The sequence below is a fragment of the Serratia sp. YWN4 genome (genome assembly GCF_055790845.1).
Genome location: NZ_CM147696.1, coordinates 3,078,250 through 3,100,164 on the forward strand (window position 1 = coordinate 3,078,250; position 21,915 = coordinate 3,100,164).

Annotated in this window: 22 protein-coding genes; 11 read left to right on the plus strand and 11 right to left on the minus strand. The window is 52.4% G+C overall.

Annotated features, from left to right (window positions below; all coding sequences use genetic code 11):
• Nucleotides 1-160 precede the first annotated feature (160 nt).
• The 3 genes from catA to ACX9GT_RS14640 all read right to left on the minus strand — a co-directional run bounded on the left by catA (nucleotide 161) and on the right by ACX9GT_RS14640 (nucleotide 2,679).
• Nucleotides 161-1,081 carry a catechol 1,2-dioxygenase gene (gene catA / locus ACX9GT_RS14630; RefSeq protein WP_473187466.1) on the minus strand — a complete coding sequence of 307 codons (921 nt, stop codon included), beginning with the start codon at nucleotides 1,079-1,081 and terminating at the stop codon, nucleotides 161-163.
• A 169-nt stretch (nucleotides 1,082-1,250) separates the two neighbouring features.
• Entirely contained in the window at nucleotides 1,251-1,541 is a 291-nt protein-coding gene (gene catC / locus ACX9GT_RS14635) for a muconolactone Delta-isomerase (RefSeq protein ID WP_473187467.1), read from the minus strand.
• A 28-nt stretch (nucleotides 1,542-1,569) separates the two neighbouring features.
• Complete coding sequence (locus tag ACX9GT_RS14640) at nucleotides 1,570-2,679, minus strand: muconate/chloromuconate family cycloisomerase (protein WP_473187468.1); 1,110 nt, start codon at nucleotides 2,677-2,679, stop codon at nucleotides 1,570-1,572.
• 112 nt (nucleotides 2,680-2,791) lie between these two features.
• Between ACX9GT_RS14640 and ACX9GT_RS14645 the strand changes: the two genes are divergently transcribed.
• A complete protein-coding gene (locus tag ACX9GT_RS14645; RefSeq protein ID WP_473187469.1) occupies nucleotides 2,792-3,697 on the plus strand; it encodes a LysR substrate-binding domain-containing protein in 906 nt (301 codons plus the stop codon).
• A 6-nt stretch (nucleotides 3,698-3,703) separates the two neighbouring features.
• Here ACX9GT_RS14645 and ACX9GT_RS14650 read toward each other — a convergent pair whose 3' ends face one another.
• The gene (locus ACX9GT_RS14650) at nucleotides 3,704-4,537 is read right to left on the minus strand and encodes an IclR family transcriptional regulator domain-containing protein (protein ID WP_473191599.1); all 834 of its coding nucleotides are present in this window, start codon (nucleotides 4,535-4,537) and stop codon (nucleotides 3,704-3,706) included.
• Nucleotides 4,538-4,779: 242 nt separating this feature from the next.
• Here ACX9GT_RS14650 and ACX9GT_RS14655 point away from each other — a divergent pair, with 242 nt between their 5' ends.
• From ACX9GT_RS14655 to ACX9GT_RS14680, 6 genes are all read left to right on the plus strand, one after another.
• Nucleotides 4,780-5,466, plus strand: coding sequence for a 3-oxoacid CoA-transferase subunit A (locus tag ACX9GT_RS14655; protein ID WP_473187470.1), 687 nt, complete (start codon nucleotides 4,780-4,782; stop codon nucleotides 5,464-5,466).
• A gap of 9 nt (nucleotides 5,467-5,475) precedes the next feature.
• The gene (locus tag ACX9GT_RS14660; protein ID WP_473187471.1) at nucleotides 5,476-6,156 is read left to right on the plus strand and encodes a 3-oxoacid CoA-transferase subunit B; all 681 of its coding nucleotides are present in this window, start codon (nucleotides 5,476-5,478) and stop codon (nucleotides 6,154-6,156) included.
• A complete protein-coding gene (pcaF, locus tag ACX9GT_RS14665; RefSeq protein ID WP_473187472.1) occupies nucleotides 6,134-7,336 on the plus strand; it encodes a 3-oxoadipyl-CoA thiolase in 1,203 nt (400 codons plus the stop codon). The genes ACX9GT_RS14660 and pcaF overlap by 23 nt, the downstream gene beginning before the upstream one ends.
• 1 nt (nucleotide 7,337) lies before the next feature.
• Nucleotides 7,338-8,093, plus strand: coding sequence for a 3-oxoadipate enol-lactonase (pcaD, locus tag ACX9GT_RS14670; RefSeq protein ID WP_473187473.1), 756 nt, complete (start codon nucleotides 7,338-7,340; stop codon nucleotides 8,091-8,093).
• A gap of 505 nt (nucleotides 8,094-8,598) precedes the next feature.
• The gene (locus ACX9GT_RS14675) at nucleotides 8,599-9,129 is read left to right on the plus strand and encodes an NlpC/P60 family protein (protein WP_473187474.1); all 531 of its coding nucleotides are present in this window, start codon (nucleotides 8,599-8,601) and stop codon (nucleotides 9,127-9,129) included.
• Nucleotides 9,130-9,448: 319 nt separating this feature from the next.
• Nucleotides 9,449-10,381: an IS110 family RNA-guided transposase gene (locus ACX9GT_RS14680; RefSeq protein WP_473187475.1), complete on the plus strand. Its 933-nt coding sequence runs from the start codon at nucleotides 9,449-9,451 to the stop codon at nucleotides 10,379-10,381.
• 132 nt (nucleotides 10,382-10,513) lie between these two features.
• Here the strand turns inward: ACX9GT_RS14680 and ACX9GT_RS14685 are convergent, their stop codons facing one another.
• From ACX9GT_RS14685 to ACX9GT_RS14695, 3 genes are all read right to left on the minus strand, one after another.
• Nucleotides 10,514-11,554 (minus strand): ABC transporter permease, encoded by a 1,041-nt coding sequence (locus ACX9GT_RS14685; protein WP_473187476.1) that lies wholly within the window; start codon nucleotides 11,552-11,554, stop codon nucleotides 10,514-10,516.
• Between the two features lie 17 nt (nucleotides 11,555-11,571).
• A complete protein-coding gene (locus ACX9GT_RS14690) occupies nucleotides 11,572-13,056 on the minus strand; it encodes a sugar ABC transporter ATP-binding protein (RefSeq protein WP_473187477.1) in 1,485 nt (494 codons plus the stop codon).
• 88 nt (nucleotides 13,057-13,144) lie between these two features.
• On the minus strand, nucleotides 13,145-14,074 hold the full coding sequence (locus ACX9GT_RS14695) for a sugar ABC transporter substrate-binding protein (RefSeq protein ID WP_473187478.1): 930 nt from the start codon (nucleotides 14,072-14,074) through the stop codon (nucleotides 13,145-13,147).
• A gap of 500 nt (nucleotides 14,075-14,574) precedes the next feature.
• Here ACX9GT_RS14695 and ACX9GT_RS14700 point away from each other — a divergent pair, with 500 nt between their 5' ends.
• The gene (locus ACX9GT_RS14700) at nucleotides 14,575-15,417 is read left to right on the plus strand and encodes a class I fructose-bisphosphate aldolase (protein ID WP_473187479.1); all 843 of its coding nucleotides are present in this window, start codon (nucleotides 14,575-14,577) and stop codon (nucleotides 15,415-15,417) included.
• 387 nt (nucleotides 15,418-15,804) lie between these two features.
• On the opposite strand, the gene ACX9GT_RS14705 is transcribed toward ACX9GT_RS14700, so the two are convergent.
• On the minus strand, nucleotides 15,805-16,272 hold the full coding sequence (locus ACX9GT_RS14705; protein ID WP_473187480.1) for a DUF805 domain-containing protein: 468 nt from the start codon (nucleotides 16,270-16,272) through the stop codon (nucleotides 15,805-15,807).
• A gap of 453 nt (nucleotides 16,273-16,725) precedes the next feature.
• Between ACX9GT_RS14705 and ACX9GT_RS14710 the strand changes: the two genes are divergently transcribed.
• Nucleotides 16,726-17,934: an IS256 family transposase gene (locus ACX9GT_RS14710; RefSeq protein ID WP_473187481.1), complete on the plus strand. Its 1,209-nt coding sequence runs from the start codon at nucleotides 16,726-16,728 to the stop codon at nucleotides 17,932-17,934.
• Between the two features lie 11 nt (nucleotides 17,935-17,945).
• Here ACX9GT_RS14710 and ACX9GT_RS14715 read toward each other — a convergent pair whose 3' ends face one another.
• Nucleotides 17,946-18,431: a hypothetical protein gene (locus tag ACX9GT_RS14715; protein ID WP_473187482.1), complete on the minus strand. Its 486-nt coding sequence runs from the start codon at nucleotides 18,429-18,431 to the stop codon at nucleotides 17,946-17,948.
• Between the two features lie 136 nt (nucleotides 18,432-18,567).
• On the opposite strand from ACX9GT_RS14715, the gene ACX9GT_RS14720 reads away from it, so the two are divergent.
• Entirely contained in the window at nucleotides 18,568-18,750 is a 183-nt protein-coding gene (locus tag ACX9GT_RS14720) for a hypothetical protein (RefSeq protein ID WP_473187483.1), read from the plus strand.
• A 292-nt stretch (nucleotides 18,751-19,042) separates the two neighbouring features.
• Nucleotides 19,043-19,852 carry a hypothetical protein gene (locus ACX9GT_RS14725; RefSeq protein WP_473187484.1) on the plus strand — a complete coding sequence of 270 codons (810 nt, stop codon included), beginning with the start codon at nucleotides 19,043-19,045 and terminating at the stop codon, nucleotides 19,850-19,852.
• 770 nt (nucleotides 19,853-20,622) lie between these two features.
• Here the strand turns inward: ACX9GT_RS14725 and ACX9GT_RS14730 are convergent.
• Together ACX9GT_RS14730 and copD are read right to left on the minus strand one after the other, a co-directional pair.
• Entirely contained in the window at nucleotides 20,623-20,964 is a 342-nt protein-coding gene (locus tag ACX9GT_RS14730) for a YebY family protein (RefSeq protein WP_473187485.1), read from the minus strand.
• Between the two features lie 68 nt (nucleotides 20,965-21,032).
• On the minus strand, nucleotides 21,033-21,914 hold the full coding sequence (gene copD, locus ACX9GT_RS14735; RefSeq protein ID WP_473187486.1) for a copper homeostasis membrane protein CopD: 882 nt from the start codon (nucleotides 21,912-21,914) through the stop codon (nucleotides 21,033-21,035).
• Nucleotide 21,915: the final 1 nt, after the last annotated feature.

Here is a 21,915-nt window from a genome sequence, read left to right on the forward strand (position 1 = left end):
ATGCTCCTGTTATATCCTTGGCCCCTGGTTCCGCATAGGCAACATCCGGCACCAATTGGCTGAATATATTAAAATAATAAGGACAGGCGTTGCTCCAGCGGGCGTTATTCACGATGTAGAGAGACTCACTGCCTCTGAGCAGAGGCAGTGAAAGGCCGGGCTACGCTTGAGCGCGTTTGCGTTCCACTTCGGCTTCGGGCGCGGCAGTGCGTTCTTTGTGCAGCGTGAAGTTAAAGTCGATCGAAGAGAAAGGTTTGTTGAGTTGCTTGCTGTCCAACTGATCCGGTGCAGAAATCTTGTTCACCTGCGGCACCAACCCTTCACGGCTGGCGAAAGCGAAGTCATCCCACAGGTATTCGTCACCGTCGATGTTGATCTGCGTGGTGAGCTTGCGGTAACCGTCGGCATAGACGAAGAAGTGGATATGCGCCGGGCGGCGACCGTGGCGGCCCAACAGGTTCAGCAACTGCTGGGTGGAACCTTCCGGCGGGCAACCGTAGCCAGAAGGCACGATGCTGCGGAACTGATAGTTACCCTGGCTATCGGTCACAATGGTGCGACGCAGGTGGAACTCGGGCTGGCTCTTGTCGAAGAACGAATAGTTGCCCATCAGGTTAGCGTGCCAGACTTCGACGGTAGCACCCGGCAGCGGTTTGCCGTTGGCGTCCAACACCGTGCCTTGCATAAACAAGACTTCGCCTTTGGCACTTTCGGTGCCGTCATCCAGGCGGGCAAACCCTTTACAGACCGGCGCACCGGCCACGTACAACGGCCCTTCGATGGTGCGCGGCGTACCGCCGGTCAGGCCCGCTCTGGCTTCGGCTTCATCGGCGCGAATATCGATAAAGCGCTCCAGCCCCAGCCCGGCGGCCAGCAGCCCCATTTCGTGGCTGGCACCGGTTTCTGCCAGATATTCCAGCCCTTTCCAGATTTCACTCGGCTGAAGATCCAGATCCTCAATCGCTTTAAACAGATCGCCTAATAAGCGCACGGTAACCTGCTGAACGCGTGGGTTAACTTCGCCTTTGGCGGTGTCAACAATAAAGCTGTTGACCAGGGTGTCGATGTCGTTATGAGTCATGTCATTGCTCCGTATTCATATTGGCAGTAAACAATTACTGGGCCGAGGGGGTACAGTCCTGCGGCTATTTTTGGTTTTAACGGCTTTCTTTTTTATTCTCCCTGCGGGTATTCACCCGGCAGGGAACAGCGACATAAACATTGGCAGGTAATGCAATCAGCGATCTAACTCAGCGATCGTCCTCCCTGATCGAGGAAGGATGACGGCACAGCGGCATCACCTGAATCTTCATGTAAGGGAACAGCGGCAGTTGCGACAGCAGTTGATGCAGTTCATCAACGCTGGCAACGTCAAACAGGCTGATGTTGGAGTACTGCCCCGCAATGCGCCACAGATGGCGCCATTGACCGCTGGCCTGTAGTGCCTGCGACTGGGCTTTCTCCGTTGCCTTCAGTGCGGCAGCCTCGGCTTGCGGCATTGAGGGCGGTAAATTAACGTCCATTCTTACGTGAAACAGCATAGCGATAACTCCTTGAGCTTGAGGTTCATCAGCAGCGGCGCAGGGTGGCGACTTTGTCGCGATCGATCTCAATCCCCAGCCCCGGCCCGGTGGGTACCTGCAACATGAAATCACGATAAACCAAGGGTTCGGTCAGAATGTCTTCGGTCAGCAGCAACGGGCCGAACAGTTCGGTGCCCTGGCTGAGATCGCTGAAGGTGGAAAACACGTGGGCAGAAGCTGCCGTGCCAACCGCCCCTTCCAGCATGGTGCCGCCATACAGGCCGATCCCCGCCAGCGTGGCGATATCGGCCACCTGCCGCGCCTGAGTCAAACCACCAGACTGGCTGATTTTCACCGAGAACACATCGGCACCGGCATGAGTAGCCAGATCGAAGGCGTCCAACGGCCCTTTCAGCACTTCGTCCGCCATGATCGGCACGGTAAAGCGTCTGGCAAGCCGGGCCAGACCGGCACGGTTTTCTGCACGGATCGGTTGTTCGATCAGATCGATCCCGCCCGCTTCCAGTGCGGCAATGCCGCGTTCCGCATCCAGTTCGCTCCAGGCCTGGTTAACATCAACGCGCACGCTGACGTCATCACCCAACGCCCGCTTGATGGCCAGCACGTGTGCCACATCAGCCTCGACCGCCCGCAGGCCAATCTTGAGCTTGAAAATACGGTGGCGGCGCAGCTCCAGCATTTTTTCGGCTTCCGCGATATCTTTTTGCGTGTCGCCGCTGGCCAGCGTCCAGGCCACCGGCAGTGCATCACGCACGCGGCCCCCCAGCAGTTCACTCAGCGGAATATTCAGCCGCCGCGCCTGCGCATCCAACAACGCTGTCTCCAGCGCGCATTTGGCAAAACGGTTGCCCTGGATCGACTTGCGCAGCCTGGCCATGGCCGGTGCCACCTGGCTGGCTTCCGTACCAATCAACAACGGTGCCAGATAGGTATCAATATTCACCTTCACACTTTCCGGGCTTTCTTCGCCGTAGCTCAGGCCACCGATGGTGGTCGCTTCGCCCCAGCCTTCGATCCCGTCGTCACACAGCACACGCACCAGCACCAGGGTTTGCACATTCACCGTGGCCACCGACAGGCGGTGGGGGCGGATTGCCGGAACATCCAGCAGCAGAGTTTCAATGGCTTTAATCATATTTTTACGGTATCAAACTTGGTAAGTTCAGGTTGTATATGACCCTATATCCAACATATGCTGGCCGTCTAACACCGATTTAGCATCATCTCCATACTTAAAAGGTATGAACATGGAACTGCGTCATTTACGCTATTTTGTCGCCGTCGCGGAAGAACAGAACTTCAGCCGCGCGGCTGAACGGCTGCACATCAGCCAACCGCCGCTCAGCCGACAGATTCAGCAACTGGAAGAAGACCTGGGCGTGTTGCTGTTTGAACGCGGTTCCCGCCCGTTGAAGCTCACCGAGGCGGGCCGTTTTTTCTACGGGCATGCGCGGCAATTTCTCGCCCAGAGCGTCGAACTGAAATCGATGACCCAGCGCGTTGGGCAGTTGGAGCGCTCGCTGTCGATTGGCTTTGTCGCCTCTACGCTGTATGGGATCATGCCACGGCTGATCCGCCGCTTTCGCACGCAATACCCGCAAGTGGCGATGAGCCTGCAAGAGATGACCACCATGGAGCAGATCCAGGCGCTGAAAGAGGGCAGAATCGATGTGGGTTTTGGCCGCATCCGCTACGAAGATGCCAACGTGCGCCGCATTATCCTGCGCGATGAAACCCTGATGGCGGCGTTAGCGGCCGATCACCCATTGGCAGACGCATCTGAACTGACGCTGCGCCACCTGCAAGCTGAAACCCTGATCGTTTATCCGCAAACTCCGCGGCCAAGCTTTGCCGATCAGGTGCTGGCCACCTTCCGCGATCGCGCGCTTGAACCGCGTAAAATCATGGAGGTGCGCGAGCTTCAGGTGGCTTTAGGCCTGGTGGCCGCAGGCGAAGGCATTACGCTGGTGCCGCAGTGCCTGCACAGCTTGAAGCGCCAGGATGTGATCTATAAAGCGTTAAATGAGCAGTATCTGGTTTCGCCGATCATCATGAGCACCCGCTTGCTGGATGAATCGGAAGACATCAAGACACTGCTGCAAATGATCTACGGCCTGTATGAAGAGGAAGGCATCAGCTATATCAAGCCTTGAGGCTGGCTACAGCAATAGCGCCAGCTCCATCGCCGCACGCTGCAACTGGGGCAAAACTCTTTCACGCAGTTCTGAGGCGGGAACCTGAGAGGCATTGACCCCCACGTTCATCGCCGCCACCACCCCGCCTTTGCGCGAATACATCGGCACTGCGATAGAACGCAGACCGATCTCCAGTTGCTGATCGTTGATCGCATAGCCCTGGCGGCGCACCTGCTCCAGTTCGGCGCGCAGCGCCTCGGCGCTGGTGACGGTAAAACCGGTCAGCGGTTCGATCGCCACGCGCGACAGGTACTCTTCCAGCTGTGGCTCATTCAACGCGCTGAGCAATACCATTCCCATCGACGTGGCGTAGGCTGGCAACCGGCTGCCGCGCCCCAGATCGATGGTCATAATGCGTTTTACCGATGCGCGGGCGATATACAGAATATTGTCACCGTCCAGCGTTGCCACCGAGCAGGACTCGTTCAGCAGCTTGCTCAGGTAATCCAGCGAGTTCTGCGCCGCCTTCGCCAGCTCCGAAGAGGAAAGATAGGCATGGCCCAGGGTTAACACCCGGGGCAACAGGCGATAATGGCGGCCATCCGGGCAATGCACAAACCCCAGCGCATTCAGCGTATACAGGCAGCGGCGCACCGCAGCGCGTGGAATGCCGGTGATCTGGCTGATTTCAGACACCGACATCTCCGAGTATTGTGGTTTGAACGCCTGTAATACCTCCAGCCCTCTGGCCAGCGAGGCCATAAAGTTTGGATCGCCCTTGTATTGGTCGTTGGCCAATTCGCTGATTTCCTGTAACCGCTGCAACTCTTCGGTAGCAAACTCCGGTTTATCATTCATCATTGACTCCAATTCCGCATACGAATCATCGCACTATACGCCGAGCAGCCAGAAACAGCGTGATGGACGGCGGCAAATGCCAAATTATCTACCTGCGTCACAAAATTAACATCAAAATAACAAATACACCGATAATCGCACAATGTTCTGATAATCGCACTTGTCGGTCGATTTTTCATCCCCTAAGTTAAAGCAAGCCAAACATCTTGGCACCGCTTTCAACCGCATACTCAGGAGAAGAAATGATCAACAAAAGCATGCCTTCCACCGACGCCGCCGTGGCCGATATTCATGATGGCGCTACCCTGATGGTGGGGGGTTTTGGCCCGGCAGGCCAACCTTATGCTCTGCTGGATGCGCTGATCCGCCGCCGCCCGCGCGAGCTGACATTAATCAGCAACAACGCGGGCAACGGCGATTTCGGCCTGGCGGCGCTGCTGAAAGCCGGTTGCGTGCGCAAGGTGATTTGCTCGTTTCCGCGCCAGTCAGATTCATGGGTATTCGACGATCTCTACCGCCGTGGTGAACTGGAGCTGGAACTGATCCCACAGGGCAACCTGGCCGCACGCATACAAGCCGGGGGTTCTGGGCTCGGCGGGATCTATACCCCGACGGGTTTTGGCACCCTACTGGCCGCCAATAAGGAAACCCGCGAGATCGATGGCCGTCAGTACGTGTTCGAACTGCCGCTGAAAGCCGACTTCGCGCTGATCAAGGCCGAACGCGCCGATCGCTGGGGCAACCTGGTGTATAACAAAACCGGGCGCAACTTCGGCCCGATCATGGCGATGGCCGCCACCTGCACCATTGCCGAGGTTAATCAGCAGGTTTCGCTGGGTGAACTGGATCCCGAAACCGTGATTACCCCAGGGATCTTCGTGCAGCGCCTGGTCACCTCTCCCGCCAATAGCCAGCAGCTTTCAGCTTAAGGAATAGTTATGTCAAAACTCACTCATGCGCAGTTGGCCGAGCGGATTGCGCGCGATATCCCAGAAGGGGCTTACGTCAACTTGGGGATCGGCATTCCAACCCAGATCGCCAACTACCTGCCCGCCGACAAAGAGATCTTCCTGCACAGCGAAAACGGTATTCTCGGTATGGGCCCGGCACCGGCGGCGGGTGAAGAAGATCCTGAGCTGATCAACGCAGGTAAACAGGCGGTTACCCTGCTGCCCGGCGGCTGTTTTTTCCACCACGGTGACTCCTTTGCCATGATGCGCGGCGGGCACCTGGATATCTGTGTATTGGGCGCTTATCAGGTTTCTGAGCGTGGCGATCTGGCCAACTGGAGCACCGGCGCGCCGGGGGCCATCCCGGCGGTGGGCGGCGCGATGGATTTGGCCATCGGCGCACGCCAAGTGTTTGTGATGACCGAACATCTGACCAAGAAAGGCGAGTGCAAAATCGTCAAAGAGTGTACCTATCCCCTAACCGGGATCGGCTGTATTGAGCGTATCTACAGCGACCTGGCGGTGATCGACGTTACGCCACAAGGTTTGGTGGTGCGCGAAATCTTTGGTGGCCTGACACCGCAGCAATTGCAGGAAATCACCCCGGTCGAACTGACTTTTGCCCTTCAGCATGGAGAGAAACAGCATGAATCCAGCGTATCTGTGTGACGCCGTCCGTACCCCGTTCGGCAAACTCAACGGCAGCCTGGCCACTATTCGCGCCGACGATCTGGCCGCCCTGCCGCTTAAAGCTCTGCAACAACGCTACCCGACGCTGGACTGGAGTGCGCTGGACGATGTGCTGCTGGGCTGTGCCAATCAGGCCGGTGAGGACAACCGCAACGTGGCGCGTATGGCGCTGCTGCTGGCGGGCCTGCCAACGTCGGTGCCCGGCTGCACCGTTAATCGCCTGTGCGGCTCCAGCCTGGATGCCGTGGCGATGGCCGCGCGCGCGATCAAAACCGGAGAAAGCGATTTGCTGATCGCCGGTGGCGTGGAGAGTATGTCGCGTGCGCCGTTTGTGATGGGCAAAGCGGAAAGCGCCTTCAGCCGCAGTATGCAGTTGGAAGACACCACCATGGGCTGGCGCTTTATCAATCCACAGATGAAAGCGCTGTACGGTGTGGAATCCATGCCACAGACGGCGGAAAACGTGGCGCTGAAGTTTGGCATCAACCGCCACGATCAGGACGCCTTTGCCCTGCGCAGCCAGCAGCGCACCGCCGCCGCACAGGAAAGTGGCTTTTTCGCCAGTCAGTTGACCGAAGTCAGCATCCCGCAAAAGAAAGGTGAAGCGCTGCTGTTCACTCAGGATGAACACCCTAGAGCCACTACGCTCCAGGCATTGGAAAAACTGAAACCGGTGGTCAATCCACAGGGAACCGTCACCGCGGGTAACGCTTCCGGCCTTAACGATGGCGCTTGCGCCCTGCTGTTAGCCAGCGAACGCGGCATACAACAACATGGGCTGCAACCGATGGCGCGCATCGTCGCCAGCGCCGTGACCGGTATCGAGCCCAGCATTATGGGCTTTGGCCCAGTACAAGCGGTGCGTAAAGTGTTGAACCTCGCCGGGCTGAAGCTGGAACAGATGGATGTATTCGAACTTAACGAAGCCTTTGCCGCACAGGCGCTGGCAGTCACCCGCGAACTGGGGTTGGCAGATGACGCGCCGCAGGTGAACCCGAACGGCGGTGCTATTGCCCTCGGCCATCCTTTAGGGGCTTCCGGCGGCAGGCTGGTGATGAACGCGGCCTGGCAACTGCAAAAAACCGGCGGCCGTTATGGCTTATGCGCCATGTGCATCGGCGTCGGCCAAGGCATTGCGCTGATTATCGAGAGAGTATGAGATGAATATCGACTATCGCCTGGATGGCCCGAGCGCAGCGCCCTTGCTGGTATTGTCCAACTCGCTGGGCACCACCTTTGATTTGTGGCAACCGCAAATGGCGGCATTGACCCAACAGTTCCGCGTGTTGCGCTATAACCAGCGCGGGCACGGTGCCACGTCGCTGCCAGCGGCTCCGCTAACGCTTGAGATTTTGGGCCTGGACGTGATCGCCCTGCTCGATACGCTGGATGTGGAGCGCGCTTATTTTTGCGGTATTTCTATGGGCGGGCTGACCGGCCTGTGGCTCAACCGTTACCACCCACAGCGCTTCCATAAACTGGCGGTGGCGAACACCGCCGCGCGGATCGGCAGCGCAGAAGGTTGGCAGCAACGCGCTCAGCAAGTGCAGCAAACAGGGTTGGCACCTATCGCCGCAGCTTCTCCCGCCCGATGGTTTACCGAGGATTTCCAGCGTGATCAACCACAACAGGTCGCCAGCTTGGTAGAACAATTAGCACAGGGAAATGCGGCGGGCTACGCGGCCTGCTGCCAAGCGCTGGCGCAGGCCGATCTGCGAGTTGAAGTGCCGCACATGGCCGCCCCAATGCTGGTGATTGCCGGAGAGCATGATCCGGTCACCACCGTGGCAGATGCCGAGTGGCTGGTGGCCAACGCCCCCGATGCGAAGCTGGCAACCTTGCCCGCCTCGCACATCTCCAACGTGGCTTGCCCGGCGCTGTTCAACCAGAAGGTGACCGATTTTTTTACTGCCTAGGTATTTGACGTTGCAGGCCAACAGGGCTGCAACCTCAAGCCATCAGAATATCCTAGAGGTGAGACTTCCTCAGCACAAAGCCCCTTTGGTTGCCGGTGGTCACACCGATCTGATTAATGCTCCCATCAATTGACCATGATGCTGGGTTGTTCACCGCTTATTTGGCCCACCAAACCTCCTGGTTCACGCCTTTCCCCACGCACAAATGATCACCAGCGACTCTCACATGCCATTGCGGAACACAGCCTGACTCCCAGCTCGCAAAGCCAACTCGCAAGCGGCTTGCTGTATGTGAGTTGGCCTGCGCAGGTGACAAGAGAATAAATCAACCAAGATATGACAAAGACAATAATGGCAACAAAAACTGATCTGACATGACAGAATGTTCAATTAATAATCAGATACTGGTTTATTTTTGCACTCCAATTGTGTAAAGTTTGCCCACTCACTAGGATTCCTAACTGGAGTTCACCCTAAAAACAGTTATTTAAGTTTAGTTATAATTATGTTAAAGATTTTTACTCCGTTTATTTTTGTTTTAACCTCGTTATCCGTTTTTTCTGCCGCAGCGAGCACAAGTACCAACATCAAGCCGGATTTTTTTAATTCATCCTTTGCCAGCGACAACAACCCTGCAAAATCAGGGCACAACGACACGCAGAGACTTAAAAAAATCCTGACTCATTATGATGAATGGGAAGGCGTACGCTACAAATTCGGCGGCAACTCGCGCAAAGGCATTGATTGCTCCGCCTATATGCAGCGCGTTTTTGCCGATGAGTTTTCTCTCAACTTGCCAAGAAGCTCGCACGAGCAGAGCAAGTTAGGTTCACACGTTGCTAAAGACGATCTTGCTACTGGCGATCTGGTGTTTTTCAAAACCTCGGCGCGCGAACGCCATGTTGGGGTGTACGTCGGGGATGGCAAATTCCTTCATGCCTCTACCAAAGTGGGTGTCACGGTTTCAGAACTGGACAATCAATACTGGAAGACAAAATACGTACAGGCACGGCGCATCAATCCTGCCGAAGCCTGAGTTCACTCTGCCGTCGGGTTAAACCGGCGGCCAGCTAAAGGCTTAATGCTTGTCAGTTAAGGCTAACCAGTTCCCTCTCCCTCGGGGAGAGGGTTAGGGTGAGGGGGACATCACTGAACTAAAGCCCCTTGTATGTTTGTAGTTGATGTAAAAAGATAGGTTGTACCGTGTTCTTACCCGGCGTGGCAGCACGTACGCCCTCTGGGACACCAAGCCCGTGGGAGAGCTTATTGCGCCACGTCGGTTTCATGATGAGCCCGAACAGCTGCCTGGACGACGATGCTGTCAGTCCGTATCACGCAAGGCTGGGAGACATGAGATGAAGCAAAAGACTTACGTCGGTATTGATATCGCCAAAGAGAAGTTCGACGTGTTTATCAACACAGACCATCGTATTGCTCAATTTGACAATACGCCCTCTGGGCATCAGGCGTTAATCACCTTGCTTGAGACCTATGAGGTGGAGCTGATCGCCATGGAGGCTACAGGTAAATATCATGGGCCACTTTGCGCAGCGCTCACGTTGAAGACATTGCCCGTAGCGGTCGTTAATCCTCGGCAGGTCAAGAATTTTGCCCGTGCGTTGGGAAAACGGGCGAAAACAGACACGATAGATGCTGCAGTGTTATGCCGCTTTGCCCAGGCGATAGAGCCGCCAGTGAGGGAACAAAACGATGTTCAAACTCAACGTCTGGCGGGAGTGGTAACGCGGCGGCGTCAGTTGATAGAGATCCGCACAGCGGAGCTTAACAGGCTTGAGGGTGCGTTATACGAGGCCAGCCAATCGATACATGCCCATGTTAATTGGCTGAATCAGCAGATTAGCGATATTGACGATGATATACACCGACAACTGAAGGTGATGCCAGTCTGGCAGGAGAAAGCCAGGTTGCTCGAAGAGGTGAAAGGGTTAGGTAAAGTGACGGTGTCGACGTTACTGGCGTTGTTACCGGAGCTAGGTAAGCTGACACGGCGAGAAATCAGTGCCTTGGTTGGCGTGTGCCCGTACGCCCATGAGAGTGGGAAAATGAAAGGGCAGCGAACGATCTGGGGCGGGCGTTCAGCGGTGAGAGCGGCGCTTTACATGGCAACGTTGTCGGCAACGCGTAGCAATAAGACGATAAAAGAGTTCTATGACAGGCTGGTTGCACGGGGTAAAGCGAAGAAAGTGGCGTTAACAGCATGCATCAGAAAGCTGTTAACGATATTAAACGCGATGCTGCGAGATAATAGGCAATGGGTGACAAATTAATCATCACCCATTGACTTTAAACACAGCTGCTCACCCCGGCCCTCTCCCACAGGGAGAGGGAGGCCACACCTTTAGCACCTGCTGCATAATTATGCAGCTTTGCGCTTAACTGATCAGCATTACAGCTAAAGGCTAGACTTTCTTGCGGTTACGGCGCATATCAATGGCGACTGCGGCCACGATGATGATGCCTTTGATGATGTCCTGAATGTAGGAATCCACGCCGATAAAGGTGAAGCCGCTTTTGATCAGGCCGAGGATCACCGCCCCAATCAAGGTGCCGGTAATGCGCCCCACGCCGCCCATCAGGCTGCTGCCACCGATCACCGCCGCCGCGATGGCATCCAGTTCATAAGCAACGCCCATGCTCGACTGCCCGCTGCTGACGCGCGCTGCCAACACCACGCCAGCCAACCCTGCCAATCCCCCCGCAATGGTATAAACCGTCACCAGGTATTTATTAACGTTAATGCCCGAGACTTTGGCCGAGGTCATATTGCCACCGATGGCATAAACGTATTTACCGTAACGGGTATGCTTCAGCGCAATATGGAAGATCACCGCGATAATCAGGAAAATAATCACCGGCATGGCACCCTGCCCGATCGCCGTGAAACCGTCCGACAGAAAACTGACCGGATTACCCTTGGTGTAATACTGCGCCAGGCCACGCGCCGACACCATCATCCCCAACGTGGCGATAAACGGCGGAATGCCGGTGCGGGTGATCAGGAAGCCGTTGATAAACCCACAGAGGATACCGACGCCGATCCCGGCACCAATCGGGATGGCAGCGGGCAGATCGAGCAAAGCGGGATACATCGGGGAAATGCTGTCTGAGGTTTGCGCCAGGCTGGCGGCTACCACCGCCGTCAAAGCAATCAGCGAGCCGGAAGAAAGATCGATACCGGTAGTGATAATAACCTGGGTCACGCCCACCGCAATAATACCGATGATCGCCACCTGCAACACAATCAGCAGCAACCGGTTGGGGTTCATCAGGAAGGATTGGTCACGCACCGTCCAGCCAAGAATTTCAAAAATCAGCGCAATGCCGATCATCACGACGAAAATACCGGCGTCTTTCGGCATTTTGCCGCTCAGGCCAGAAAGCAAAGTGGTTTTATTCGGCGGTGCCGCCGTGAAAGATTTGTCCAGATTTGCGTTACTCATTGTGGTTCACCTTTAGGTTATTCCGAGGCCAGCGCCATGATTTTTTCCTGGTCGGCTTCATTTCTATCCAGAATCCCGGTGATTCGCCCAGCGTGCATCACCATGACGCGATCGCTCATGCCAAGAATTTCCGGCAACTCCGATGAAACCAAAATAATGGCTACGCCACGGTTCGCCAGTTCACTGATCAGCCGATATATTTCTGCTTTCGCTCCCACATCAATACCGCGCGTGGGCTCATCGAGGATCAATATTTTCGGCTGCGCCAACAGCCAGCGGGCAATTAATACCTTCTGCTGATTACCGCCGCTGAGATTATTAATAATCTGATCCATGGTCGGGGTTTTAATATTGAGCTTTTTAATCTGGTCCATGCAGTCTTGCGCCATTTGCACATGGCTGACAAAACCGTTTTTACCGATATAGTCGGAGAGGTTGACAATGCTCATATTCTCCACCACCGACAGCACCAGAAATAGCCCGGACTTTTTGCGATCTTCCGTAAGAAAAGCTAACCCCTGTTCGATGGCTTTTGACGGCGAATCTATTTTCACCGGCTGGCCTTCAATCAAAATTTCACCCCCCTCTGCCGGGTGCATACCGAACAGGCTTTCCATCACTTCGCTGCGGCCTGCCCCCACCAGCCCGGCAACCCCCAGGATCTCACCGCGTTTAAGGCTAAAACAGATATCCTGAAACCACCCTGCACGGCGCAAGCCTGCAACGCGCAGCACTTCTTCGCCAATATTGTTATTGAACTTAGGGAACATCTGGGTCAATTCACGGCCGACCATCATGGTGATCAGCGATTGTTTAGTCAGGTTTTCGGTTTTATCACTGGCGATAAAGGTGCCGTCACGAAAGATGCTGACCTCATCGGTAATCGCAAAGATTTCATCCATCTTGTGACTGATATAAATAATCCCTTTGCCCTGATCACGCAGTTCGCGAATTATCGCAAACAGATGTACCACTTCCCCTTCGGTTAAGGCCGAGGTCGGTTCATCCATAATCAATACGTCAGCGTTATAAGAAACCGCTTTGGCAATTTCTACCATCTGCTGGCTGGCAATGCTTAAATCCCCCACCAGCGTTTCCGGCGTTAATTTAATATTGAGCCGCAGCAGTAATTCGCGGGTTTTCTGGTTTAACTCATTGTGATTTACAAAGCCCAATCGGGCGGGTTCGCGCCCCAGCCAAATATTTTCGGCCACCGTCATATGTGGCACCAGATTGAGTTCCTGGTGGATCATCGAAATCCCGGAATGCAGCGCCTCCAGCGTATCGCTGAAAGTCATTGGCTGACCTTTGATTTTGATAATGCCAGCGTCAGGACGATAAATACCAATCAGGCATTTCATCAGCGTCGATTTACCGGCGCCGTTTTCACCCATTAGCGCATGCACGCTGCCCGGTTTGATTTTAATGGAAACGTTATCCAACGCTTTAACACCAGGGAACTGTTTACTGATGCCTTCAGCCTCAAGTACATAGGGATGCATTCCGCTCACCTCCGCCTTTATACCCAACACATCCGTACCTGATTTACCGTTGAAATCAGGTACGAAGGGAAAATTCAGGAGCTTATCTTTATTTGTTATTTTTACCGGCAAATTGCTGATAATTGGCCTGGGTGATCAGCTGATAAGGGATCATCACGCTGCTCTCGACCTTTTCGCCTTTCACCAATTGGATGGCGGTTTGTACCGCGCCCTCGCCCTGGCCTTTGGCATCCTGAAAGATGCTGAGGCTGAGATCGCCTTTCTTGATAAACTCCAGCGCATCCGGTGTACCATCAATTCCGGCCACCAGGACGCCGCTTTTTTTCGCCTGTTTCAGCGCCAGAATCGCCCCAATCGCCATTTCATCGTTATTGGAAGCAATGGCATCAATCTGCTGGCCGGAGAGGATCCAGTCCGTGGTCACATCCACCGCTTCTTTACGGAAAAACTTGGCGGTCTGTTTATCGACGATATGAATGCCGGGATATTGGGCTACCACTTCCTCAACGCCGCGAGTCCGATCGCGGGTGGCTTCGCTGGAAAGTTCCCCCAGCAGGATCATCACGTTGCCTTTGCCGTTCATCAGCTTGGCCAGTTCTTCCATCTGTAACTTTCCGGCCAGCTTGGAATCGGATCCCACATAGGCCATACCGGCAGGCAATGTGGCTTCGGGCCGTCGGTTAATAAACACCAACGGGATTTTGGCGCTTTCTGCCAGCTTGATCATCGGCTTCACCCCTTGGGTATCCACCGGGTTAAGGATGATGGCATCCACTCCCTGGCTGACAAAGTTCTCCACCTGCTGGATCTGTTGAGCGATGTCCCCTTTGGCATCTTCAAACTGACCGCTGACGCCGCCGGTTTCTTTCATTTTGCTTTGCATTGCCTGGCGCAAAATGGTGAGGAAGTTGTCATCAAAATGCGCCATCGATACGCCGATTTTGATGTCTTTAGCAAACACGCTGGCTGGCAACATACACATCAACACCGAGGTGACGATCAATTTCTTCAGCTTCATGTTCTGTACCCTTTAATCGTTAGAATGAAGAGGCCTGCTGATTTAGCGGCCAATGAAAAATATTTTTTACATTCAAACAACAACCTGCCCGTAGCTATCTCCTTAAAACGGTGATTAATCGCATTGATCACCGTAAGCAAGCGGGATTCAAACGTTTCAAAGACGCCTAAAATAAGATTAAAAACAACAGATTAAATTTTTATTTCTCTGTAACTTCAGACCTTGGCACACAAATCAAATATTTATTTCAAAATTTAGATTATTGAAATTTTTTAACTCAAACAAGCGAAACATGCATTTTGGAATGGGCGGGTAACAAAAACATGACATGGATCTAACAAATGGCGACAAACGCATCCTATTCCCTGCGATCGCTTGCTAGGCGCAGCCCATTTTTTTGCGTTAAATATGCGAACGTGAACGCAATTTACGCATCCCACCTGTCGTAATCATCAGCACTCGGCAATACTGAAATAACCACAGCGTCAGGAGGTATTGGCATGCAATTGAGCAGCAAAGTACGGATGAACCGCCTGTTTAATCAGGGAAAATGTCTGGATGTGGCGATCGATCACGGCATCGCTAACGAGCCTGATTTCCTGATTGGGCTAGAAGATATTGGGCAGGTGATGCACAACCTGATTGCGGCCCAACCGGACGCCATTCAGGTCAACTATGGTCAGGCCGATCTGTTGCAGAACATACCGCTGCGCAACAAACCGGCGCTGGTGATGCGCACCGACGTTGGCAACGCCTATAATGCCGCTCGCCACCGTGAAATGTGGGCGGTGTTGCACAACCCGGAAGCGCCAATTCTGGCCGCATTGCAGATGGATGCCGCCGCCGTGGTGGTGAACCTGTATATGATCCCCGATGAGCCCGGCATTTTCCGCCAGTGCGTGGAAAATATCGGCCGCCTGCGCCACGCCTGCGAGCGCTACGCCATGCCGCTGATGGTTGAACCCCTGGTGATGGCCCCTGCTGGGTTGGGTGCCGCCTACAGTTCACTGGGAGATATCGAGAAAATGGTGCCGCTGGTCCGGTTGGCACGGGAGTTGGGGGCCGATATCATCAAAGCCGATCCCACCGAGCGGGTGCAGGATTTCTACCGCATTGTGGAAGCGGCGCGCTGCCCAACGCTGGTGCGCGGCGGCGGTAAAGGGGAATTGAGCGCGGTGCTGGAAAAATCCGCCGCGCTAATGGCCCAGGGTGCCAGCGGGATGGTGTATGGCCGCAACGTGTATCAGCACAGTAATCCGTCGCGGGTGGTCAGTGCGCTGATGGCGATCGTCCACCAAGGTGCCAACGGCAAGCAGGCATTGGAGATTTATCGGCAGGGTTGATGCATTGAATGGGCGTGCGCTGGGTTTCACAGGCGCACACCTTCTTCTTATGGCCGGGTGGGAACCTCAGCTCGATAGGCTCGGTGCAGTAACGCTAAGAATAACGGGGCTTCAGGCATGATTACTGAGCCAATACGATTGACGGCAATTCCCGGCGACCACGAGTTCATCACAACGCATCCGGTCATGTGGGGCAGATCGGCAAACGTGATTTCCCGAACGATCTATTTCTATTGCTATGACTCAGCCGAGATTACTCCCAGCATTGTGATAGTTTCATCCACTACTACCCTCTCTTAATTAATGGGATATTTGCACACACTGTAGATGTTCTGGAATACAATAAAACCCCCGGACTACCGAGGCTCTTAGTTTTGGCTGATAAATTTATTCTTCTATAGGCTGAATGACATCTTTAGACTTAAAACAGCATAAAATCAAAACAAAAATGGTCGGAATCCAGACCAACGCAACAGCAAGGATTAGCTTTACATACACATATATCTGAGGCGATAAGTGGTAGATGAAAATAAAGTCAAGTAATTTATTTAATAGCGGTAAAAGATAGGTGATACCAAACCACCAGCCAGAGCGACCTATGTCATGCATCCGCCTAATCCCTACAGCTATTGTAGGTAGTAATAGAACCAAAGACATGATGATGTAAATCGCTTCAATATAAAACATTGACACTGGGCGATTTTTAAGCTCTCCGGCTATAATCAATATGAGTGGAATTAAAAACAACACTGCGAAATTTACGCCTGTAAAGCTCCAAAACTCCTTCCTCGTGGCGCGCCCTCCGAAATCAACAAACTTTTTCCATCCTTCAAGATAGCAACTCCAAAAACTCATCAAAAAATCCTTACTTACAATGATTAAAAGGTAAAAAAGAATTATTTTGTCGCGTTTCCTTTCGACATTCAAGTGCCAATTAATCGCCACTTCAATCCGAGAAACGTATAACCATGATCAAACCAGAAGCAATTTTCGGCGCAGAAATAGGCCCTCATTCGCAAATTGCCATTGGTGTCGCAGGTCTACCATGAAATGTCAGTAGAGATTGGAACTGGGCTAGAATTATTGTGATCTAGCGGGTAGCAGGCGATGTAAATCAGACAACAAAAAACCCACCTCAGTGGGCTTGGATAGGGTGATTTTAAGGCGGTGACAAGGTCTTATGACCTTTAGTCAGACCATCCTGTCTTAGTTTCGAGAGGTGACTCAGAGATGGTGTGAGACTGTAATTTAATTTGTGTAATTGCCTGTTTTTGATATGTTCTTCCTGACAATGGAGACAGGCAAATTATGGACGAAAAGAAACTTAAGGCACTCGCTGCTGAGCTGGCCAAAGGCATTAAAACCGAAGCCGATCTCAATGCGTTTTCTCGTATGTTGACCAAGCTCACCGTCGAAACCGCCTTGAATGCCGAGCTGACTGACCACCTCGGCCATGAAAAAAACACCCCTAAAAAAGGCTCGAATGCCCGTAACGGTTACTCGTCTAAAACGCTGCTCACTGATGATGGTGAGTTCGAGCTGAATACACCCCGTGACCGTGAAGGCTCCTTTGAGCCCCAACTGATAAAGAAAAACCAGACGCGTATCACGCAGATGGACAGCCAGATTTTATCCTTATATGCCAAAGGGATGACGACGAGGGAAATCGTCTCCACGTTCAAGGAGATGTACGATGCCGACGTGTCACCCACGCTGATATCCAAAGTCACCGATGCCGTTAAAGAGCAGGTTACCGAGTGGCAAAACCGGCCACTGGACTCACTGTATCCCATTGTTTACCTTGACTGTATCGTGGTGAAGGTGCGTCAAAATGGCAGCGTCATCAACAAGGCCGTGTTCCTTGCCCTGGGCATCAACACCGAGGGTCAGAAAGAACTTCTGGGTATGTGGCTGGCAGAAAATGAAGGGGCGAAGTTTTGGCTCAACGTATTGACTGAGCTGAAAAATCGGGGTCTTCAGGATATCCTGATTGCCTGCGTCGATGGCCTGAAAGGCTTCCCCGATGCGATAAACAGCGTCTATCCGCAAACCCACATCCAACTGTGCATTATCCACATGGTACGCAACAGCCTGAAGTACGTGTCGTGGAAAGACTACAAAGCGGTCACCAGCGGGTTGAAAACAGTGTACCAGGCCCCGACAGAGGAGGCGGCCCTGATGGCGCTGGACAAGTTCGCAGGCGTCTGGGATGAGAAATACCCGCAAATCAGCAAAAGCTGGCGTACTCACTGGGAAAATCTCAACACGTTCTTCGGCTATCCAGCGGATATCCGCAAGGCGATCTACACGACCAACGCAATCGAGTCGCTGAACAGCGTGATCCGGCAGGCGATTAAAAAGCGTAAAGTGTTCCCGACAGATGACTCGGTGAGAAAAGTGATTTATCTGGCGATCCAGGCGGCGTCGAAAAAATGGAGTATGCCGATCAAGAACTGGCGGTTGGCGATGAGTCGTTTTATTATCGAATTCGGTGACCGCTTAGACGGTCACCTTTAATACGTTGGCAGTTACACAGAATTATGGACAGGCTCGATGGTGTACTTCTCAACCACGTCGCCATTAAAAGTAATAACAAGATCTTTTTGGGTACCCTTCATCCCGTTATGGAATAAACCATAGAATGGAATGTACGACTCCCCGGTGACTGTAGCTTCAGCATACTCATATCTCCAGATTTCATTCTTGCTATCGGTAAAACTAACGTTATCCGGAGTACCCAGTATTCCTTTGATTTCTGTCTTCGTTGTTACACCCTCTTTAATCTTACTTTTTATGCTCGTTTGGGTTTCTTTATGTAGGTTTTCGTTACCAGCTGAAGACACGCAACCAGTCAGTAGCGATGCTAGCAGTACAGCGGCAAAAATCTTTTTCATTTCATCCCTTCTCGTAGACAAGTAACAACTCATTACATGGTAGCAGAGCACGGAAGCAGGGCAATGAACATTAGCACCCTTTTCCATTATCTCTTTCCAGCGCCGATCGTCATCTTCCATTACTTGGTCGTACTCTTCGCGGATGAGAAGTATACCGAATGCCCATACCGCAGATGCTCTGTGATGCAATAAAAACCCTGGATTATGCCGAGGATCTTGTTTATTGATTTACTTGCCAACAAGAAAGGAAACTCTCATGACTAAAGCATCATTCATTAGGGGCTGGTTCATGTTTACAACCGTCTATACCTGCATCACTCTAGGTAATCAAATAGGTGATGACTACTTAGATGGTGCCAAGTGGCCTTGGCTCATCGGCGTTGTGCTCATGAGCACTATCATTTGGATTACCAGCCCAAAATTAAAAGAACTGAAGTAACCATGACAGGTCGCGCTCGTCGAGTGTCATCTGTCATGGTGGTCATATTGGGAATATAAGAAAAAACCTGATTTCAGCCAATTCTTATTGACCAACTTGATTTAAATTGAAACTGGTATAAATTTATGTCGCGGGCTCAACAATGTGCTTAACATCGTTGCCGGTGGTTGCACCAAGCTCGCATGCTCATTTCCCTACATTATCCCGCTGCCACTTAATCAACCCAACGTTGGGTTACAAAAGCAACAACAATTTCTTTAAGATACCAGCAAGATAATTATCAGGGAACAGAATGAAACAAGCGAAAAGATTTGGCCAATCATGCGTGATGACGAGGTGTAGGCAAGGAGTGTTCGGGCTCCTAGGGCTGGTACTGAGTGCGACATCTGTTTATGGGCAAGAGGATCTTCTCCCCGTAAAATATCAGCCTCTAGTGCACTCTTTTATCGATGCGGCAAAAAATAACGATCATCAGGCCATTGTCAACCGGATCGCCTACCCGTTAAAGCGAGAATATCCTCTTGCGGCAATCAGCGGGCCGCAGGAGATGCTTACACGCTTCGATGAAGTATTTGATAGCACCCTTCTCGACACCATTGCACAATCTCGTGCCCAACAAGATTGGCAGGCGATGGGATGGCGCGGCATTATGTTGGGTGGCGGTAAGATATGGATGGATTACGATGGCAATATTATTGCCGTCAATTATCAGACAGCGCTTGAAGCCAAGCTAGCCAACGAGCTGATCGCCAAACAAAAAAACACCCTGCACCCAAGCCTGAAAGAGTATCAACGCCCCGTGTTGATGTGGCAGACCGAAAAATTTACTATTCGCATCGACCAACTGAACAATGGCAAGTATCGCTATGCCTCTTGGGCCAAGGGAAATCCGATCAGTGAAAAACCGGATCTGGTGCTGAAAAATGGCGAGATAAAATTCGATGGTAGTGGTGGCAATCACACATTTCAATTTCAAAGCGGCCCTTACCAATATGAATGTCAGGTGACGGTAGTAGGTGCCAGTGATAGTCCGCCGGGTGTGCTGATGGTTTATAAAAGTGGGGCATTAATCGTGGATCAGCCAGTGCTCAAAGTGCAATAGCCTTAATGCGGCAGAGACCTTATTTGCACCTGCCCTAATAAATGGTTAAACCCGTTGCCATTTGCATATGGGTCATAGATTCGAAAAGTTGAAACGCCATCATGAGTAACAGCCTAATATTGGTTACTCACAAAAACCATATGCTTATCTATTAAAAAAACCAAGTTATCATTTACTAACGCCAATGTTAGCAAGCCTTTTTCAAATCCTAGATGAACCCTCTTCACGCCCTGTTCCTTATGGAGTATTTGCAGCAAAGAATAATAAGCTCACAGAAAAAAATTCAAGAGGTTAGAGCGATTTTTTGATATTTAATGAGTTTTGCCTGTTTCGCCAGCAGCAAACTGCATTGAGAGGGAGAAAGGAGTTTGCGATGAAATTGCTGGGGCATAAATCGGTGAAAATGACGGACAAGTATCTCGATACGAGGGGGAAAGAATACGTGATGCTATAAAAGACCGGATATCAAAATTCGGACAAAATTCGGAAAAATTTCGGACGCTTGGAAATTTATCCTTATAAATAAACAACATAAAAAAAGACCGAATACGATTCCTATATTCGGTCTAGGGAAATGGCTCTTGGGAGAGAGCCGTGCGCTAAAAGTTGGCATTTATGCAGGGCTTACTCAGCCATGCACTTTAAGAGTAGCTGAACATGCTAGTTTTGCCAGCCAACTGCACGGTAAGTGATAATTTCGTGTTGAAATTAATCACATGAAATTTCACTCCCTCCGTCAACCATTTCATAACTTATTGGTAGACAAGCGCTTAGTCAGCACAGAGCTTTTCTGCTCTTGCGCGAAAAACTTCAACGCTCATTTTCTTGCCTGGGTTATTGGCATCATCCAGCAAGAGCACATCCAATGGCTGAGCACGCTGCTGCCCAGCTTTCACCTGTGCCAACGCCGCATCATTCAGCGGATACTGCATCAGGGTGCTGTTGTTGAGCACAAACAGCGCATTGCCCTTGCGGCATTGCAGCGTCACTTCCTCTTTAGTGAACGCCCACTGTTGGCCGTACTCCAGCTTAGTAACGTTAACCAGTTTATCTGCCGCCAAGGTGCCGGTCGCCGTTGCCAGCAGTGCGATGCCAAGAATTACAGATTTCATGATATTGCCTTAGGTTGCGATTTGATTCGATTTTCCCGCAATTCAGGGGCTCCCGGCAAGCTGCAATGTCATACTGGTGCAGAGGTTGCAAACAAACTGACCAGTAACAGGACTGCGGCCCCCAACACCACTTCACACCAGCAGGCCATGACTAACCCACGTTGTGCCAGCCTGGGCATGTTGTGCATCGCTGGCACGATAGCGTAACGGTTGACCAACGCCACCAAGACCATCAGCGCCACCAGCGCGATTTTAAACAACAGCAAACGTTGATAGGCCGAATCGACGTTCAACGGCCAATGACCAAGGATAATCAGGCTATTAATGATGCCGGTGAGGATCACCAGTGCTACAGCAACGTGGCCCCAACGGGAGAAACGGGTCAGCGTCACCACCGCCTCGCTGCGCCACTGTGGCTGTGCCAAGTAACGCAGGCAAGCCAGCAACGGTAACAAACAGCCAAACCAATAGCCTGCTGCCAGCAGATGTAACGCATGATTAAGACGGTGCAGAAAGCCCAATACACCACCGTGCATCGCGGCATGGCCGATAAATGCCATGCTGACCAGCAACAAAACCGAGCACCCGGTAAGCACATTGGCGCGTTTAGGATCGGGCAAACGCAGCGCCAGTAAAGCTAACAACGCCAGCGCCAAATGCCAGCGCCAGGCTTCACCAAACGTAGTACCTAGCACCGCCCACCAGATTGCCACCTGCCAGGTATCGCCCCAACCGTCCCCCATCATTCCAGCCTGCACTGCCAGCATCAACAGCGCGGTAAGTGCGGAGATCCCGGTCGACACCAGCAACAGCGGATGTAAATCGCGGGCAATAAGCGGAGAGAAGCGCTGCGGCGACAGTAAGGCGGTGAACAAACTGATGCCAAACATCAGCATCACCGCCGCAAAGTGCGCAAAGCGACACAGAGTAAAAAGAGTCGCCAGAGTCATC